This window comes from Ruminococcus albus 7 = DSM 20455, assembly GCF_000179635.2.
GTDB classification, from domain to species: Bacteria; Bacillota; Clostridia; order Oscillospirales; family Ruminococcaceae; genus Hominimerdicola; species Hominimerdicola alba.
Map to the genome: position 1 here is coordinate 1,051,203 of NC_014833.1, position 18,585 is coordinate 1,069,787.

Below are 18,585 nucleotides of genomic sequence, written 5' to 3' on the forward strand. Positions count from 1 at the left end.
AAAAATAGATTCATGAAACAGGAGATCATTATGAGCGAATTGAATTTTTCTAAAGACAAGAAACTGATACTTAGCATGATACAGCCCACGGGTACTTTCACTCTGGGCAACTATCTGGGTGCGGTAAAGAACTGGGGACCTCTGCAGGAGGAGTTCAACTGTGTTTACGCAGTAGCCGATCTGCATTCCATCACAGTTACACAGGAGCCCTCTGCGCTGAGAAAGAATTCTATGCAGGCTTATGCACTGCTGATGGCTTGCGGTATGGATCCCGAGAAGAGCGTTCTGTTTTTCCAGAGCCATAACTGCAACCACCCTGAGCTGAGCTGGGTACTGGGATGTTCGACACAGTTTGGTGAGCTTTCCAGAATGACACAGTTCAAGGACAAGAGTGCTAAGCACGCTGACAATATCAACGCAGGTCTGTTTACATACCCTGTACTTATGGCAGCTGACATACTGGCTTACAATGCTGACCTGGTACCTATAGGTGCAGACCAGAAACAGCACCTGGAGCTGGCAAGAAATATCGCACAGAGATTCAATCAGCGTTACGGCGAGTTCTTCAACCTGCCCGAGCCTTATATACCAAAGATGGGTGCTAAGGTAATGAGCCTGCAGGATCCCACAAAGAAGATGTCCAAGTCGGACGAGAACCCCAATGCGTGCATATTCATACTGGACGACAAGGATACTATCATAAGAAAATTCAAGAGGGCTGTGACCGACTCCGAGACCGAGGTAAGATTTGCTGAGGGCAAGGACGGCATCAATAACCTGATGACTATATACAGCGTAGTTACAGGCAATACCTTCGAGGAGATAGAGAAGGAATTCGCAGGCAAGGGCTACGGCGATTTCAAGCTGGCTGTAGGTGAGGCTGTGGCAGATCATCTTGAACCTGTACGTACAAAGTTCGATAAGCTGATGGCTGATAAGGCATACCTTAAGGAGTGCTACACCGACGGTGCGCAGAAGGCTCAGCTGATAACCAGAAGAGTGGTATCAAAGGTTTATCACAAGGTCGGATTTGTTGACCGCTGATATTACTGTAAGGTAAGACCGATCATGACGACGGCACTTTTTAAGGATACTATACGTGAGATACTGCGCTCAAAGGGGCGGTTCCTGTCAGTTATGCTGATAGCCGCCCTTGGGTGCGGGTTCTTCTCAGGGGTAAAGGCAACTATGCCCGATATGGTGGATTCAGCGGCGGATTATTTTAATGAGTACCGTTTAATGGACTTGAAGCTTGTATCCGGCATAGGTGTAAGGTCATCGGATGTTGAAGCTGTAAAAGGGGCTGAGAATGTCCGCGGTGCTCACGCTGCGTATTCCAAGGATGTATTCTATCTGCATGAGGACAAAAATATCGTGCTCAAATGCATATCCTTCAACAGCAGTCTTGACGACAGCAGCCCTAATCTTATGAACAAGCTGCACGTTGTCGAGGGACGCTTGCCGGAAAAGGACGGCGAGTGTGCAGTGGAGATAAAGATCTCATCGCCCGATACTTTCAAGATAGGCGAGAAGCTGACGTTCTCCGACCCCGATGATACCAAAAAGCTGACGGATACCCTGCAGTCCGATACCTTTGAGATAGTAGGCATAGTGACATCACCGCAGTACATAGGTTACGAGCGTGACCGTACCACAGAGGGTGACGGAACTTGGGTCAAGCCTTTCGCGAAAGGCTTGCGGGAGTTTGAGGGCAGAGCCCTCAACTCAAGGCGCAAAAGCGACGCGACAATAAAGCAATAAATAGAACAGCAAACTCCCGATCATGTCAAAAAGCGGGCGGTCACAAAAATCTATGGGTGAACGAAATGAGCGATCCACGCTATTCTATTTTGGCGCACAGACCGCCCGCGCCCGTCGTCAAACAGCGAAGCGTTTTTGACGACTCGACCCGCAGGGGCGAAAAGTCAACCGCAGTACGTAAAAAAACCAAGGAGAACAGAAATGGACAGTATTATCGGTATAAAAGCTGACAAATTCACAGCGGCGGTCGCCAAGGTGATACGGGCTTATGAAGACGTTTCGATGTCCGAGATAAAGCGGCGCATAGCTGATGGTGATTATATCTATTCGGGTGATCTTTACAGGGCGGCTGAGATAAAGAAAGTTCTTAAAATAAATGATGAGCTTACAAAAGCGGGCATAAACTGCGAGATGTATGTGCATGACGAGGTTACGAATACGGAGTATCTGAACAATCTGCTCGTTTCGTATAAGCAGACCGAGGAATGGACGGAGTACGTCATGGATATGGAAGCACAGGCGGAAGAGTCCTCGGAATGACATATGGGACAGAAATAACAGATAATGATAAGCGAGAGCTTTTCATAATAAATCAAAAACAGGAGGTCACAAAAAATGGACGTAAAGGACATCACAAAGGCAGTAAGCGGAGACAGTATCGCTAAGGTGGTTGACAAGGCAGTTGACGCTGTGGCAGACAAGATACCTGTTTCCAAGTCAGTCAAGGACGATGTTAAGAAAGAGGTCAAGAAGGTAGCTACAAAAGAGAATATCGAGAAAGTAGCAACCAAGGAGAACATCGAAAAGGTAAAGGACGTTGCCGGCAAAGTCATCGATAAGGTGAAGGGCGACAAGTAAATAATGTCCGAGGGCGGCGGGACGGTATCATTATATCCGTCCCACTGACGTGCCCGATAATATGAGTAAGGATAATATCTATGAGCGAAAATTTTATCGAGATCAAAGATCTTCGGTTTTCATATATAAATGACCTTGAAGAACCTCCCGTAAAGACAGAGGTGCTCAAAGGTGTCACACTGAATATAAAAAAAGGCGAATTTCTGGCGGTGCTTGGTCATAACGGGTCCGGCAAATCCACCCTTGCAAAGTGCATAAACGCCATAAACCTCCCCGAAGCGGGCGGAGTATTTGTTGACGGTATGGATACACTGGACGAGGATAATCTTCTGCCCATAAGACAGCGTGTTGGAATGGTTTTCCAGAATCCCGATAACCAGATAGTTGCCACCATAGTTGAGGAAGACGTAGCTTTCGCACTGGAAAATATGGGCGTTGAACCCTCTGAGATAAGACGGAGAGTTGACGAAGCTCTGAAAACTGTCGGTATGTACGATTACCGTCTTCACGCACCACACAAGCTATCGGGCGGACAGAAGCAGAGAGTGGCTATTGCAGGCATAATCGCCATGCACCCCGACTGCATACTCCTTGACGAACCCACAGCTATGCTTGACCCTAAAGGACGCGAGGAAGTCATGAAGACGATAAAGCTTCTGAATTCCCAGGGCGTGACGATAGTTCTCATAACCCACTACATGGAAGAAGCCGCACAGGCTGACCGCGTTGTAGTCATCGACGGCGGCGAGGTCGTTATGGACGATGTGCCGCGCAAGATATTCTCGCAGGTGGAGAAGATGAAAGAACTCGGTCTGGACGTTCCGCAGGTGACAGAACTTGCATGGGAACTGCAGAAAGCAGGGTTCGATATATCCACCGAGATAATAGATGAAGATGAATGTGTTAAGAAACTGGCGGAGCTTTTTGGCATATAAGGATATCATCAATAGAAAATAATGACAGATGGAGACAGTTTAAAATAAGAGGTAAAGATATGTATGTGATCGGTTCGGTAGTATTGGCGGTATTGCTGATAGTGCTTATAAAGACAGGAAAACTTAAACTGCACAAAACTTCCGCGGCGATTGCGGCTATGCTTATGACAGCGGCATCAGCAGGGCTGTATTTTGCTGAGGGCGCAAGGATACCGGGTGCTCTGAGTGCGAAATTGTTCGGCACTAACATCAAGGAGATCGCGGACGTAAAGATGTACGGCGATACGTCAAAAGCGGCAATAGTAGCAAAGATCATTCTTATGATAGTCTGCGCAGTTCCCGTGGCGGCAGGTATAATATACTCGGTACAGGCACTGGTGCGCAGGGCGGCAGTGCGTGAGGGCTATGAGGCTGACAATGTTTTCAATTCAAGACGTGCCAAGGCTTCCGCCGCACATGGGATATCGGCATCTGTACTTATGATAATAATGACGGCGCTCATGGTGATGCTTGCTTATCCGCATATCGACGACCTTATGAAATCGATGATACTTGTGAACCCTGTGATACTGCTGATATTCTCTCTGCTGACCTTCGGTATCGCCATAATACCCCTGACAGGATATTTCCTGGCGATAAACGGAGTGCTGTTCATGATAGTCAGCGGACTTGGCGCGGCGGCAGTTGTGCTGTATATACTGTCGGTGCTTTTCGGTATTTCCTCAGCGGCAGGTGCGGCTAAAAGCGGAGCGGTAAGCAAGGGAAAAAGCACGATATACGGTCTGTTGAGTCTGCTTGCAGGCTGGAACATACTGGTATTCATAAGCCTGAAAAAAGAGATATCAAAGAACGCAGTGCAGTAAGGAAAAATATGGAGAAAGTAAAATGGCAGTGATTAAAACCGAAAAACTCACCTATGTATACGGTGAGGGCACGCCCTTTCGCAAGGTGGCAGTGGATAACGTCGATCTTGAGATAGAAAAGGGCGACTTTGCAGGGATAATAGGCCACACTGGCTCGGGAAAGTCCACGCTGATACAGCATTTCAACGGACTTCTCAAACCCACGAGCGGTGCGGTATATATAGATGGTGAAAAACTCTGGGACGACAAGGCTAAGCTTCGTCCTGTGAGATTCAAGGTGGGGCTGGTGTTCCAGTACCCCGAGTATCAGCTGTTTGAGGAAACAGTGGCTAAGGACATAGCTTTCGGTCCCAAGAACATGGGTCTTGATAAGGACGAGATAGCCCGCCGCGTCAAAGAAAGCGCGGATATGGTAGGGCTTTCGGCAAAAGCTTTGGAAAAATCCCCCTTTGAACTATCGGGCGGACAGCGCAGACGTGCGGCGATAGCAGGCGTTATGGCAATGGAACCCGAGGTGCTGATACTGGACGAGCCCGCATCGGGGCTTGACCCCAAGGGCAGGGAACAGATACTGGGCATGATAAAGGATTATCACAGGCAGAAAGGCAATACCGTACTGCTTGTATCCCATTCCATGGAGGATATAGCCAAGAATGTGGATAAGATACTTGTTATGAACGATGCGAAGCTGTTCTGCTATGATGAAACGGTGAAGGTATTCCACCGTGCAGAGGAACTTGAAGCCATGGGGCTTGCAGTGCCTCAGATAACGAGGGTGTTCAACAGGCTCAAAGCCATGGGGATAGACCTTGGAGAAGATGTATACACAGTCGGGTTCGGCAGAGACCTTCTGCTGGACAGGCTCGGGAAGAGGGTATAGGTTTGATAAAGGATATTACGATAGGACAGTACTTTCCGGGCAAGTCGGTACTGCACCGAATGGATGCCAGGGTGAAGATACTGCTGACAGCGGTGTTCATAGTCATGCTGTTCATGGCGAAAAGCATACAGGCGCTTTCGGTGGGGATACTGTTCACGGTGGTTACGTTCATAATATCGCGGATACCGCTTAAAATGATGGGCAAGAGCCTGAAGCCCATAGTCCCCATAGTTATATTCACGGCGGTGCTGAATTTATTTTTCATACGCACAGGCGATGTCCTGTGGGAATGGAAGATAATCAAGCTTACACAGGACGGCGTTGACACTTCACTGTTCATGGTGATAAGGATAATCTGTCTGATATGCGGAAGTTCACTGCTGACGTATACCACTTCACCGATAGAACTTACGGACGCTATCGAAAAGCTGCTGGGACCGCTTAAAAAGATAAAAGTCCCTGTGCATGAACTGGCTATGATGATGACCATAGCGCTCAGGTTCATACCCACCCTAATAGAGGAAACGGACAAGATCATCAGTGCGCAGAAGGCGCGCGGTGCGGATATGGAAACAGGCGGTCTGATACAGAAGACGAAGGCGCTTATACCTATACTGATACCGCTGTTCGTGGCAAGCTTCCGTCATGCGGAGGAACTGGCGCTGGCTATGGAATGCAGGTGCTATCACGGCGGTGAGGGCAGGACACGAATGAAACAGCTGAAAATGAGCATCACCGACCTATGGGGTAGTTTTTTCTGCGGAGTGTTCTTGGCAGGAGTCATAGCCGTGAATATTATCACTAAGTGATAAGGGTGAGCGGCTCGGGTACATAGTGTAAAAGCAAACGGAAATAAGGTGTAAAAATGGAGAGATATATCCGCTTTTGAGGAGAGTTTATGATGAATGATACTTATTACCCCGAACTGGGAATGAGCGAGAAGGAACTTATGAAGAAACTGCCGTTTACAAAGGCGACAAACGGTGCTACGGGAAAAACACTGGACTTTTCGTGGTACGGAAGGATACCGAAGGGCTGGCGCACAGCATTCGGTATGGATATGCTGAAGGAAATGGCAGCCGAATACAAGAATTTCACAAGACACGACAAAAAGCAGTGGCGTGTTACGGGCGTTATGGAGAAGTACGGTGAGCTGCGTATATACACAGGGCTTACTACACCGAACATGGATGCTATACTAGAAAAGTACACGTCGCTGAGCCATAAAAGGTGTATGGAATGCGGCAAACCCTGTGTTCAGCGCGGCGACGGCTGGATATATACCATGTGTGAGGACTGCTATGAGGCGATGGTTGAAAGAATGGGTCACGGTGCAGGCATAAGGACACCTTTTGACTGATAACATAGAAAGGAGAGGTCTGTTATGGGCGGTTTGATAACCGATATGGATCAGGATCACAAGATAATGATACTTGAGAAAAAATTACGCAGACTTGAAAACAAACTGAACGGAGGAAACGGTATGTCAAAAATACTTGAAACACTGATAGGACAGGATGTAACACTGAATATATCTTATGAAGAACTCAAATGCAGGGTGCTTGACTGCGATGAGGACTGGATAAAACTGCTGGTATACGGCAAGAAAAAGGATATCACAGTGATACGCCCCATTTACGAGATAACAAAAGTAACACTTGACAAAGACGGGATATAAGTTTATAATATGAGATACTTCAAAATGACGCTGGCTTATGACGGCAGCAATTATCACGGCTGGCAAAGACAGTCAAATGCACTGGCTGTGCAGGAGGTAGTGGAAGATGCTATCTTTAAGCTGACAGGCGAAAATGTGGTGGTGCAGGGCTGTTCGCGTACCGATGCGGGAGTCCATGCAAGGGAATATGTCCTTTCTTTTGGACTTGAACTGCCCATAAACTGCCGTGGCATACAGCTGGGGCTGAATTCATGGCTGCCCGATGATATAAGCGTCATAGGGTGCGAGGAAGCCGATGAGGGCTTTCACGCGAGATATATGTGCAAGGGCAAGGAGTATGAGTATATCGTACACAACAGCAGGATAAAAGACCCTTTCATGCGAAATACTGCTTTCAGGAACACTTATCCCATAGATGAGGTGCTTCTGGACAGGGCGGCAAAGTATTTTGTCGGTGAGCATGATTTCAAGGCATTCTGTTCAACTGCCTGCGACAAAGAGATAACGGTAAGGAAGATATATCGCTTCGATGTCAGACGTGAGGGCGACAAGGTGATCTTCACGGTGGCAGGAAACGGATTTTTATACAATATGGTCAGGATAATGGTGGGGACCCTGCTTTTCATAAACGAGGGCAAGATAGCCGCTGATGCTATACCCCGTATACTGGATTCAAAGGACAGGAAGAAAGCAGGCAAGACAGTACCGCCACAGGGATTATACCTGAACAAAGTTTATTATGATGAGGTATCGGTAGATTGAGCAATAAGAATAAGAACAGAAAAGGCAGAAAAAGGGATAGCCGCCCCGATGACATCATCAGGGAGTTGGATGAAGTGACCGAGGTCACCGAGGATACGGAGGAGCCTGAGGCAAAAGCCGAGGACACCGATGATGGTGCTGAGGAGAAGGCAGCGGTCAGGAAAGAGAAAAAAGTTCCCGAAAAAGAGGCTTTGAAAGATAAGCCCAACAAGAAAAAACACAGGCAGGCTCCGCCGGCGAAGAAAAATCCTCCGCCGACTAAGAAAAAAACTCCCCCGCGGGATGAAGCCGAGCTGGCGAGAAAGAGCATAAAGCATACCCGTACAGGCGGCATACCCGATGAGGAGCCGCGCAGACGACGCAGACGCACTGCACCCTCTGCCGAAGAGATACGTACAGCAAGACACAAGGAAAAGAGGAAACGTCAGATAAGGACAGTTGCAGCTGTGCTGATAGTAGCAGTGTTCGCATCGGGCGCATACCTCACAAGGGCTAAGTGGGTGCCTAAGCTGGAGAGCGTTCTTTACAGACCAAAGGAAACGATAGTGAACGATGGTGAGGTAAAGAAGGGCAACTTCCCCCTGAGCTTTGATGATGGCTCGGTAAACAGCATAAATTATACGGGCAGCTATCTTCTGTGTCTTGACAAGAACCAGCTGAGGTTCTATAATGAGGACGGTGTTGAGGACAGCGCCTTCAACCATAATTATGCGGACCCTGTTATGAGAACATCGGACAAGAGAGTGCTGCTGTATGACAAGGGCGGAAGCTCACTGATGGTAGTCGGCAGGAAAAACGAGCTGTTCACCAAATCAGTTAAAAACAGGCTGATAATGGCAGAACTGGCACCTAACGATAATGTGGCTGTAGTCACATCGGACGAGAAATATTCGGGTATACTGACGATATACGACGGCAACGGCAGGGAGATATACAAATGGTCAAGCAGTGCGGCAGTACTCAGCGTCACATTTGATGACAGCGGCGACGGCTGCTTTGTGACGACCTATTCTACCAAGAACGGTATGCTGGGTTCGGTGGTAAGGTATCTGACATTTGACTCGGAGAAACCTGAAATGGTCAGCGATACACTTCCCGTACTGGCACTTCAGGCGATGAAGAATGACAACGGTGATATCTGGGTAGCAGGTGATACGGCATTTTACAGGCTGAACGCCAACGGTAGGATCGTTACCGAATACAGATATGAAGGTAAGATCGCGGACTTTGCCCTTAGCAGGAGCTGTGCGGCGGTAGTGATCGGCGGAATGCAGCGGAGGTCATCGGAGCTGCTGATATTTGACAGCAGCACAGAGAATGACGAGCCTGACAAGAGGGTCAGGGATACTGATGGAGAGTCTGAAAGGCTGAAGATAAGCGACAGCAAGATAGTAGTGCTCAAAAATCACTGTATAGACTGCTATGACAAGTTCGGCAACCTTGCAGCCACAGCTGAGTGCAGCTCGGATTACAGCGACTTTGTATATTTCGATGATAATGTATACTTCTGCGATTACCGTGAAGTAAACAAGATATCCTTTACCACATAGGAGGAGGCTTATGGCTTTATTACTTGATATAGCTGTGATGCTGATAATGGTGGTGACCTGCATAGCAGGTTATATCAAAGGATTCCGCAGATATATAGTTGGTATGATCGCTGCTGTCATAGCAACAGTGGGTGCCTCGGTCTTTTCGGAGGCGCTGGCTGAACCCGTATATGACAGGTATATGCATGACAGGGTCAAGACCCATGTTATGAGGGCGATAGAGGATGCAGATCCCAAGCAGGTCGTTATGGATAAGCTGGCAGAACGCGGGTACGGGCAGTACTTCACGGAGGATGAGATAGGAGAAGCCGTCCAAAAGGGCGGCGATATCACGGATAATGTCAGCGGACTTATGAAAAGCAAGGGTCTTGGAGATGAGGCTGTAGGTGATGTTGACCGTGAGATCGACAGTTATTTTGACAACGAGCTTCCCGAGGAGATCGGCAGGCAGCTGGATAAGGCTGGATATTCCGGGTATTTCGACAGGATAAAGATATCATCTGAGGATATGCACGAATGTGTGAAGCGTGCAGCAACTCAGAGCAGGGAAGATGCTGCGGACTTCATAGTTGAGAAGGCAGTATCACCCTTATTTATCGGCATGATAAGGTGTCTGCTGTTTGTTATAACATATCTGGTGCTCATACTTCTTATAAAGCTGATAACAGCCATAGCAGGTGCCCTTGACGGAGAGGGCGAGGAAAAGGCGGCTGACCGTTTTGCAGGACTTCTGCTTGGCGCTGTTAAGGGACTTATGTACTGTGCGGTCATCGCATGGGCGCTGAGCAAGCTTTGCAGGGCTACCAGGGACAGCCTTAGTGTATTCAATTCGGGAATGCTTGAACAGAGTTACCTGTTCATATATTTCTTTGACTTTTTCTACGGCTGACGTAAAGTCGGTGTTATATAAATGATATTTACGGCTCTGCATTAAGGCGGAGCGGAAAGGAGAACGATATGATAAAGTGTTCAAGGTGCGGTAAAAGACCTGCGGTGGTATTCGTATCATCCGCAAACCCCAATGACCCCACAAAGGCTATGAAAAATGAGGGGCTTTGTCTTAGCTGTGCGAGAGAACTGAAGATCCCGCAGGTAGAGGACTACATCAAGAAGATGGGTATCTCGGATGAGGAAATCGAGGCAATGAACAACACATTTGATGAACTGGACGACGGCACGGATTTTGAGCCGGGCGGAAGCGGCACTATGCCCGATATACTGTCGAACCTGTTCGGCGGTATAAAGAATATGGCTGACAGCCTTGAGAAGAACCTGACAAACGGTGAAGGCTTCGGCAGCATGATGTCCGAAGCACCCAAGAAAAAATCTCCCGAGCAGGCAGAGAAAGAGCCGAGAGGCAAGAACGGCAAAAAGCTGAAATTCTTAAACAACTACTGTACTAACCTGACCAAGAAAGCCCGTGACGGTGAGCTTGACAATATCATCGGCAGGGACAGGGAGATATCGAGAGTTGAGCATATCCTTTCAAGAAGGCAGAAGAACAATCCCTGCCTGATAGGTGAACCCGGTGTCGGAAAGACTGCCATCGCTGAGGGTATCGCTCAGAAGATAGTTGCAGGTGACGTACCTTTTCATCTGCTGGATAAGGAGATATACCTGCTTGACCTGACATCACTTGTAGCAGGCACACAGTTCCGCGGACAGTTCGAGAGCCGCTGCAAGGGTCTTGTGGAGGAAGTAAAGGCAGAGGGCAACATCATACTATTTATCGACGAAGTGCATACCCTTGTAGGCACAGGCGATTCCGAGGGCAGCATGAATGCGGCTAATATACTCAAACCCAGCCTTTCAAGAGGTGAGATACAGGTCATCGGTGCAACTACTTTTTCGGAGTACCGCAAGTACATCGAAAAGGATTCCGCACTTGAAAGACGTTTCCAGCCTGTTACAGTAGGGGAGCCTACAGTTGAGGATACCATATCGGTGCTGGAGGGCATAAGCAAGTATTACGAGGAGTATCACAGGGTACACGTTTCAAAGGAGACCCTGAGAAAGTGCGCAATACTTTCCGAGAGATATATCAACGACAGATTCCTCCCCGACAAGGCTATCGACCTGCTGGACGAAGCCTGCGCCTGCACAAGCATACGCACTCCCGAGATAGCTGACTATATAAATGCCAAGGACGAGCTGAAAAAGCACACTGACCTTATAGATACCTACGAGCAGAAAGACGAGCCCGATTTTGAGATAATCGCAAGGGAGAAGAGCGAGATAAGCCGTCTGCAAAAGCAGATAGAAGACCTTGAGCAGAAGCTTTCCGAGGTATATGTTACCGACGAGGATATCTCCAAAGTCATCGAACTGTGGACTGGTATACCCGCCAACAAGATAGCCGAGAGCGAATTCGAGAAGATACGCAATCTCAAAGACGAGATGTCCAAGAGGGTCATCGGTCAGGACGAAGCTGTTGACAAGGTGGCTAAGGCTATCAAGAGGACAAGAGTACAGCTGGATAAGCGCCGCAGACCTGCATCTTTCATCTTCGTAGGTCCCACAGGCGTAGGAAAGACCGAGCTTGTAAAGGTGCTGGGCGAATCCCTCTTTGATGCTACAGAGCCCCTTATCAGGATAGATATGTCGGAGTATATGGAGAAGTACAGCGTATCCAAGCTCATCGGCTCACCTCCCGGATATGTGGGCTACGATGAGGCAGGTCAGCTGACTGAAAAGGTAAGGCGCAGACCTTACAGCGTGGTGCTTTTCGATGAGATAGAAAAGGCTCACCCCGATGTTATGAATATACTCCTCCAGATACTTGACGAGGGCAAGATAAACGATTCACAGGGCAGGAGCGTTTCCTTTGAGAATACTGTCATCGTTATGACCTCCAACGCAGGTGCCGCTGATAAGGACACTGGTGTGGGTTTCAACAAGACCGACACGGAGATAGCCGAAAACAAGGCTATGAAGGCACTGAGAGAGTTCCTGAAACCCGAGTTTCTCGGCCGTGTGGACGAGATAGTTATGTTCAACGCCCTGACTAAGGAGAACTACGAGAAGATAGCTGCGCTGATGCTGGACGAGATGAAGCAGCCGCTTTCGGAAAAGGCTATAAAGCTGGAGTATACCGATGCTGCGCTTAAACTTATCGCAGAAAAGAGCCATGGCAGAAAGCTTGGTGCGAGAGATATCCGCCGCGTGATAAGGGCAGAAGTCGAGGACAAGATAGCAGAAGTCATCGTTGAAAACGGTGAGGGCTGTATAGGTCTTGTTAAGGTAGACGCAGACGGCGACAAGCTTATCGTTAATACCGATAAGGACAGCAGCGTGAAGCTTGCCAAGTAAAATGTAAACCGAACTGCCTCCGCGGGAGAATATCCTGCGGAGGTTTTTTATTTGTTTAAGGTAAATTTTAGCCGGAGGTGTTATTATGTATACAGGCTTAAAAAAGAACACAAGAGCTAATGATAAGTATTCTCCTCTCCTGTAAAATAGTTTTACCGCAAAATAGTCCGCGAATCAGATTTCGTGGGCTGTTTTGTTTATGGGGATATATACAGTTGAGCAGCTGTGTATATACAGTCAGAGGTCTTGCAGTACAGTTGTGTGATGGAAATAGTGCATAATGCTGAGAAATACATTGAATATCTTGCACTGACTTGTGTCATCCTACAAAGAAAATGCTGATGTGTTGACAAATCTGTGCAAACTGTGTATACTGTATACATACAGTTCAAACTTAGTGAACAGTGAATACAGTTTTACACGAAAAAAACTGGTTATCCCGCTGACACACCCAATTAATTTGTGTAATATCAGAACTTGAAATACTTGGCGGTTATCCCGATGATTCATAGTTATATAACACTTTGTGGTGTGATAAAGATAATGCCATGAAAATATATAGACCCATGTGTAAAACTGTGAACGAAAGACAGGACACAGCAAAACAGAATGAAAAACATGAAAGGAGCGGCAGTTATGACAAAGATAAGAAAGATATTCGAGAGCAGCCCGAAAAACAGAGAAGCAAGAGGGCGCAGGATTTGTAGCACTGGGGCTTATGTGGATGCTGATGGACGGCATGATGCCCATTGGGATCGTATTTATGGCGATAGGCATCGGTGATATGGCAAGGGGCAGGAAAGAGAAAAAGAACAGAGGATAGTCTGCGGTAAATAACAGAAAGACAGGACATAAAAACGGAGGCAGCAAAATGAAAAGTACAGATAAGATACTGGATTCCATATGGAGCGTAATTCTTGTAGATGTTATGATTGCTTTGGCGCTGTTTTCGCAGGGTCGTACGGCAGGCGGAGTGATATTCACGGTGGGTGCGGCTATGATAGCGCTTATAGCGGCGGTGCTCGGCAGAAAAAGACAGAAAAACTGCTGAGCACAAAGATATACCAAACGAAAGATAGGAAACAGCAAAACGGAAAAGAGGACAACATGGATATAGAGATAGATGCGCAGAGCCGTCTGACGATAACAGAACAGATAGTCGGGCAGATAGAAAGGCTTATTACTGAGGGGAAGCTTAAAGAGGGCGATGTGCTCCCCGCAGTAAAGGATATGGCTGACAGATTACAGATAAGCCGTATGACTACTGCAAAAGCATATGCTCTGCTTTGTGAGAAAGGTCTTGCAGAACAGAGCGACGGACGATTTATGATAAGGGTAAAAAAGTGATGCGGATATACCCGCGTATGACAGGGGTGAACTGATGAACATATTTATTGATAACAAAAGCGGTGCGCCGATCTATGACCAGATATTCAATCAGATAAAAAGTCAGATAATCAGCGGGGCGCTGAAAGAGGACGAGGCTTTGCCCTCGATACGAAATCTTGCGAAGGACTTGAAGATAAGTGTGGTAACGACAAAACGCGCTTACGACGAGCTGGAGCGAGAGGGATTTATTTACACGATAGCCGCCAAGGGCTGTTTCGTTGCGCCAAAAAATGTTGAACTTATAAGAGAAGCCAATCTCAGAAAAATAGAAGAACTGATGGCTGAGATAGGAAAGCTCGGGGCAAGCTGCGGGCTTTCAAAGAAAGAACTTATTGAGATGTTTGAGTACATCACTGAGGAGGAGTAACAAATGGAGAATGCTATAGAGATCAGGGGTCTTGTTAAGGAATACAAGGATTTTAAGCTGGATAATGTTGACCTTACCCTCCACGGGGGATGCATACTGGGTCTGATAGGTGAGAACGGTGCAGGCAAATCCACGCTGATAAAATGTCTGCTGGGTATAATACACAAAAACGAGGGAAGTATCACTATACTCGGAAGAGATGCCGACAAGGAACTGGCAGATATCAAGGAAGATGTGGGCGTAGTTCTTGATGATGTGGGCATACCCGATACTTTCAAGTACAAGCAGATAAATTCGGTGATGAAATGTACTTACAGAAACTGGGACGAAGCTGTGTTCGAGGGATATATGGAAAAGTTCGGACTGCCAAAGAACAAGAAGTTCAAGGATTTCTCCCGCGGCATGAAGATGAAGATGGGCATAGCCATAGCACTTTCACACAATGCAAAACTGCTGGTGCTGGACGAAGCTACAAACGGTCTTGACCCTGTTATAAGGGACGAGGTAACGGATATCTTCTACGAGTTCACGAGAGATGAAGATCATTCGATACTCATATCCTCGCACATCGTAAGCGACCTTGAGAAGCTTTGTGATTACATATCCTTCATACACAAGGGCAGGGTACTGCTTAACGAGGAAAAGGACATACTCCTTGAGGAGTATGGTATACTCAGCTGTACCGAGGAAGCCCTGAAAGAACTTGACCCCCATGCGATAAGGGGCAAGAAATCGGGAAAATACGGTGTTCAGGCACTGGTAAAGCGTGACGGAGTTCCTGCGGGAATGGATATCAGCCCTGTGACTATCGAAGAACTGTTCGTGTTCATGATCAAGGAGATAGCCTGATGAAAGGTCTGCTGGTAAAGGATATGCTGTATATCCGACAAAACTTGGGAATATTTGCATTATCTTTATTCGTGACGGTAATTTGTGCTGTTATTACGGCGATCACGGGAAAGGTACCTGCGGGGATAGGTGTTGAGGCAACGGCATTCATAGGCATTCTTCCTATGGTGTTCATAGCGGACGACCGCCGTACGGGATATGAAAAAATACTGGCATATGCCCCCATATCAAAGGATGATATGGTTAAGGCAAGATATCTGATGATGTTGGCATTGAGTCTGGCTGGCGGCTTAATATTATCGCTGATACTGGGTATAGGCGCATGGATAGGTTCTGCACCTATGGGGAAAGTTTTGGCTGCGGCACTGTTGTTTATGACAACTATGCTCCTATTCTCGGCGTTATTCCTGCCGCTGGTATATTACTTCAAAAAATCAAACGCTGTAATGCTGATAGCGATGACAGTGAGCAGCTTCATAAGTATGGGTTCGGCGGTGATACTGTTAAAAAAGCAGTTTGATGTATCAGCGGGTGCGGCGGCTGTGATGTTCGTGACAGCTTTGGTGATGACGGCAGTATCTTACGTGATATCGGTAAGGGTATTCAGAAAAACAGATATATGAAAGAAATAAAAAGATGGTGATGATAAGATGAAAGGTCTGCTTGTAAAGGAAAGGTACAGTTTATTTAACACCTGCAAAGTGTTTTTGCTGATACCCGTGGTGATAAATATAGCACTGATGATAGGGATAATGGTGAAAAGGCAGGAGATATCGGGTTTCCCTGTGGGACTTATATTCGTGATGATGGGAATAATGCCTGCATCGGTAATAAATCAGGAGATGAGGAGCAACTGGCACGTCGGTGTGCTGACTATGCCCTACACCCGCACACAGATAGTCAGCGCAAAGTACATAATAACACTGATAATAACACTGCTGACACTGCTGATGAATGCGGCTTGCCTGGGAGTATGTCTTGCATTCAGCAGCGGTCTCAGTGCTCATAACATTGTGGAGACAGCAAAGATACTTTTCAGCGGTATCGGCATGGGGCTTTTGCCTACGATAATAATAATGCCCCTGACCTTTAAGTTTTACGGCAACGGTGTAAGACTTATGGGTGCGTTGTTGGGCGGATTCATAGGCGGCTCGAATATGATGATAATGGAAAATGCACAGCACGGCGGGTTATTCGGGAACGGCTTTATCTTCATGTGTGTTACGATAGTTCTGTTCTTTATATCATGGGGGGTATCCATACTCCTTTTCAGAAAGAGGGATGTGTGATATGACAGGCAGTAAGATAAAGGGATTGCTTCTCAACGAATGGTACACCATAGGAAAGATGTTCATAGCTGTATGTGTTATGGTTATAGCAAGCCTTTTCGGCAGTTTATGCATGGCAGCCGCTACGGGTGAAGCGGTGGTAGGATTTTCGTCGGTGACAGGCGGTATGGGTATTATGCTTCTGTCCTCGGGATTTTCATACGACAACTGGAAGAGTATAGGTTCATTCAAGAAGTCGATGCCCTATTCTGACAGTGAGGTGGTACTGGTGAGGTTTCTGCCGCCTGTTATCATCGCAGCTGCGGAAGCTGTATTTACCCCGATAATGCTTACTATAGGCGGCATGATACATGGTGATCTCAGTGATGGCTTTGCAGGTCAGGCGGCATTTGTGACTGTTGTAAACGTACTTTATACGGCAATACCCATGCTGATATTCTATCCGATGTTTTTTAAGTACAACTATCAGAAAGTGCAGACGATCTTTGGTCTTTTGGGCGGTCTGGCAGTTGCGAGTTCGGTGGTGCTTTCAGCGTGGAACCTGGATAAAAGTTCGGATAAGTTTACGCTTATCAGTATGCCTGTGCCTGTATGCGTTATCATTATCGCGGTAGTTGCGGTGCTGATAGTTGTGGCTTACAAAGTATCAGTGGCAGGATATTCAAAGAGAGATGACTGATGCGTATATAATAAATGACTGCTGTTGTCCGATGGTGCTGCGGACGGCAGCGGTCTTTTGTTTTGGAAGAAGCGGCGGTATAGTTGCATATATGATTATTATTGACAAATCTGCACAAAAATGATATAATGATCATATCAGAGTTTTACGTTTTATTCACAACAACAGGCGGTGCGGTAAATGGAAAAGATAAGGAAACATATAATATTCCGTGGCAGTGTACAGGGGGTTGGATTCAGGTATACTGCATACTACGCTGCACAGCAGTACGGTGTATCGGGCTGGGTGAGAAATCTTTATGACGGCTCGGTAGAGGCTGAGTTTGAAGGTACGCAAGCCGATATTGACAGCACTGTAGCTTGTATAGACAACGGAAGATTCATTCGTATAGAAAGTATGGAGGTAGAACGTATACCAACTGAGGGCGGCTCTGTGTTCAGTATTCGATAAAAAGGGAGCATACGGACTATGAAAAAAATAAATATAAACAAACTCAACGGCAAGGTGGCAGAACAGGGCGCATATATCGGTGAGTGCAACGAAAAGTACGAAAAGAAGCTTCGCCGTGCTGCGGAAAAGATAGCTGATGAGCACAGGGAACGTCCTATAATTCTGCTGGCAGGACCTTCGGGCTCATGCAAGACTACCACTGCGCTTAAAATAGATAATATGCTGGATACAATGGGGATACATACCCATACTATCTCCATGGATGATTATTTTCTGCCTAAGGGATATTTTGAGCATATAGTCAATGAGGACGGCACACCCGATTACGAATCTCCCATGCGGATAGATATCACCAAGCTCAATGAGCACATGGAGAAGATATCCAGATGTGAGGAAGTGATCATACCCAAGTTCAATTTTGCGGAGCAGTCATCATCGGACGGTTTCCCTTTCAAGCGCGGAAATGATGATATCATAGTATTCGAGGGCATCCATGCGCTTAATCCTCAGGTGACGGGCGGTGCAGGCGATTTCGCAAGATGTATGTACGTAAGTGTCAGGACACGTATAGAGCTTCAGGACGGCACACTTGTACATCCTTCCATGATAAGGCTCATGAGGAGGATAATCCGCGATGAGAGGTCTAGGGGCAGACAGCCTGCGGATACGATGGATATGTTTAAGAATGTTTCACGCGGAGAGGAGCGTTACATACTGCCCTTCAAGTACCGTGCCGAGGAGGAGAAGGACTTCTCGCTGGATACATACATAGGCTATGAGCCTGCGGCATACAAGGGATTGCTGCTGGAAAAGATGAGGGATGTAAGCAAGACCTACAAGGATTTTGACAAGTACAAGAGCATCCTCGGGCTGCTGGAAGAGGTAGACCCCATAGATACTGAGCTTATCGGAAATGACTGCCTGGTGAGAGAGTTCCTGGGCGGCAGCATATACACAGACTAGGCG

The 18,585-nt window shown here is 47.1% G+C and carries 23 protein-coding genes; all 23 read left to right on the forward strand.

Annotated elements, in window-relative coordinates; all coding sequences use genetic code 11:
* Nucleotides 1-30: 30 nt before the first annotated feature.
* Nucleotides 31-1,044: a tryptophan--tRNA ligase gene (gene trpS, locus RUMAL_RS04675; RefSeq protein ID WP_013497618.1), complete on the forward strand. Its 1,014-nt coding sequence runs from the start codon at nt 31-33 to the stop codon at nt 1,042-1,044.
* A 24-nt stretch (nt 1,045-1,068) separates the two neighbouring features.
* Nucleotides 1,069-1,761, forward strand: coding sequence for an ABC transporter permease (locus RUMAL_RS04680; protein WP_013497619.1), 693 nt, complete (start codon nt 1,069-1,071; stop codon nt 1,759-1,761).
* Nucleotides 1,762-1,962: 201 nt separating this feature from the next.
* On the forward strand, nt 1,963-2,301 hold the full coding sequence (locus tag RUMAL_RS04685; protein WP_013497620.1) for a hypothetical protein: 339 nt from the start codon (nt 1,963-1,965) through the stop codon (nt 2,299-2,301).
* A 75-nt stretch (nt 2,302-2,376) separates the two neighbouring features.
* Nucleotides 2,377-2,619 (forward strand): hypothetical protein, encoded by a 243-nt coding sequence (locus RUMAL_RS04690; protein ID WP_013497621.1) that lies wholly within the window; start codon nt 2,377-2,379, stop codon nt 2,617-2,619.
* An 80-nt stretch (nt 2,620-2,699) separates the two neighbouring features.
* The gene (locus RUMAL_RS04695) at nt 2,700-3,554 is read left to right on the forward strand and encodes an energy-coupling factor transporter ATPase (protein WP_013497622.1); all 855 of its coding nucleotides are present in this window, start codon (nt 2,700-2,702) and stop codon (nt 3,552-3,554) included.
* A 59-nt stretch (nt 3,555-3,613) separates the two neighbouring features.
* Entirely contained in the window at nt 3,614-4,417 is an 804-nt protein-coding gene (locus tag RUMAL_RS04700) for a hypothetical protein (RefSeq protein WP_013497623.1), read from the forward strand.
* A 22-nt stretch (nt 4,418-4,439) separates the two neighbouring features.
* A complete protein-coding gene (locus RUMAL_RS04705) occupies nt 4,440-5,297 on the forward strand; it encodes an energy-coupling factor transporter ATPase (protein ID WP_013497624.1) in 858 nt (285 codons plus the stop codon).
* Between the two features lie 2 nt (nt 5,298-5,299).
* On the forward strand, nt 5,300-6,106 hold the full coding sequence (locus RUMAL_RS04710) for an energy-coupling factor transporter transmembrane component T family protein (protein ID WP_013497625.1): 807 nt from the start codon (nt 5,300-5,302) through the stop codon (nt 6,104-6,106).
* Nucleotides 6,107-6,195: 89 nt separating this feature from the next.
* Nucleotides 6,196-6,657, forward strand: a complete 462-nt coding sequence (locus tag RUMAL_RS04715) for a hypothetical protein (protein WP_013497626.1) — start codon at nt 6,196-6,198, stop codon at nt 6,655-6,657.
* Between the two features lie 24 nt (nt 6,658-6,681).
* A complete protein-coding gene (locus RUMAL_RS04720) occupies nt 6,682-6,975 on the forward strand; it encodes a hypothetical protein (RefSeq protein WP_013497627.1) in 294 nt (97 codons plus the stop codon).
* Nucleotides 6,976-6,984: 9 nt separating this feature from the next.
* Nucleotides 6,985-7,737 carry a tRNA pseudouridine(38-40) synthase TruA gene (gene truA / locus RUMAL_RS04725; protein WP_037304098.1) on the forward strand — a complete coding sequence of 251 codons (753 nt, stop codon included), beginning with the start codon at nt 6,985-6,987 and terminating at the stop codon, nt 7,735-7,737.
* Nucleotides 7,734-9,287, forward strand: coding sequence for a DUF5711 family protein (locus RUMAL_RS04730; RefSeq protein ID WP_013497629.1), 1,554 nt, complete (start codon nt 7,734-7,736; stop codon nt 9,285-9,287). The genes truA and RUMAL_RS04730 overlap by 4 nt, the downstream gene beginning before the upstream one ends.
* A 10-nt stretch (nt 9,288-9,297) precedes the next feature.
* Nucleotides 9,298-10,176, forward strand: a complete 879-nt coding sequence (locus RUMAL_RS04735) for a CvpA family protein (protein ID WP_013497630.1) — start codon at nt 9,298-9,300, stop codon at nt 10,174-10,176.
* Nucleotides 10,177-10,244: 68 nt separating this feature from the next.
* The gene (locus RUMAL_RS04740) at nt 10,245-12,596 is read left to right on the forward strand and encodes an ATP-dependent Clp protease ATP-binding subunit (protein ID WP_013497631.1); all 2,352 of its coding nucleotides are present in this window, start codon (nt 10,245-10,247) and stop codon (nt 12,594-12,596) included.
* Between the two features lie 871 nt (nt 12,597-13,467).
* Nucleotides 13,468-13,647, forward strand: coding sequence for a hypothetical protein (locus tag RUMAL_RS21680; protein WP_013497633.1), 180 nt, complete (start codon nt 13,468-13,470; stop codon nt 13,645-13,647).
* A 56-nt stretch (nt 13,648-13,703) separates the two neighbouring features.
* Entirely contained in the window at nt 13,704-13,943 is a 240-nt protein-coding gene (locus tag RUMAL_RS21685) for a GntR family transcriptional regulator (protein WP_013497634.1), read from the forward strand.
* A 34-nt stretch (nt 13,944-13,977) separates the two neighbouring features.
* Nucleotides 13,978-14,352 (forward strand): GntR family transcriptional regulator, encoded by a 375-nt coding sequence (locus RUMAL_RS04755; RefSeq protein ID WP_013497635.1) that lies wholly within the window; start codon nt 13,978-13,980, stop codon nt 14,350-14,352.
* 3 nt (nt 14,353-14,355) lie between these two features.
* Nucleotides 14,356-15,201: an ABC transporter ATP-binding protein gene (locus RUMAL_RS04760; RefSeq protein ID WP_013497636.1), complete on the forward strand. Its 846-nt coding sequence runs from the start codon at nt 14,356-14,358 to the stop codon at nt 15,199-15,201.
* Entirely contained in the window at nt 15,201-15,824 is a 624-nt protein-coding gene (locus RUMAL_RS04765; protein ID WP_013497637.1) for an ABC-2 transporter permease, read from the forward strand. Before RUMAL_RS04760 ends, RUMAL_RS04765 begins: the two co-directional genes overlap by 1 nt.
* Nucleotides 15,825-15,851: 27 nt before the next feature.
* On the forward strand, nt 15,852-16,490 hold the full coding sequence (locus tag RUMAL_RS04770) for an ABC-2 transporter permease (RefSeq protein ID WP_013497638.1): 639 nt from the start codon (nt 15,852-15,854) through the stop codon (nt 16,488-16,490).
* A gap of 1 nt (nt 16,491) precedes the next feature.
* Complete coding sequence (locus RUMAL_RS04775; RefSeq protein WP_013497639.1) at nt 16,492-17,169, forward strand: ABC-2 transporter permease; 678 nt, start codon at nt 16,492-16,494, stop codon at nt 17,167-17,169.
* A gap of 180 nt (nt 17,170-17,349) precedes the next feature.
* Nucleotides 17,350-17,619, forward strand: coding sequence for an acylphosphatase (locus RUMAL_RS04780; RefSeq protein ID WP_013497640.1), 270 nt, complete (start codon nt 17,350-17,352; stop codon nt 17,617-17,619).
* A gap of 18 nt (nt 17,620-17,637) precedes the next feature.
* A complete protein-coding gene (locus RUMAL_RS04785) occupies nt 17,638-18,582 on the forward strand; it encodes a uridine kinase family protein (RefSeq protein ID WP_013497641.1) in 945 nt (314 codons plus the stop codon).
* Nucleotides 18,583-18,585 lie beyond the last annotated feature (3 nt).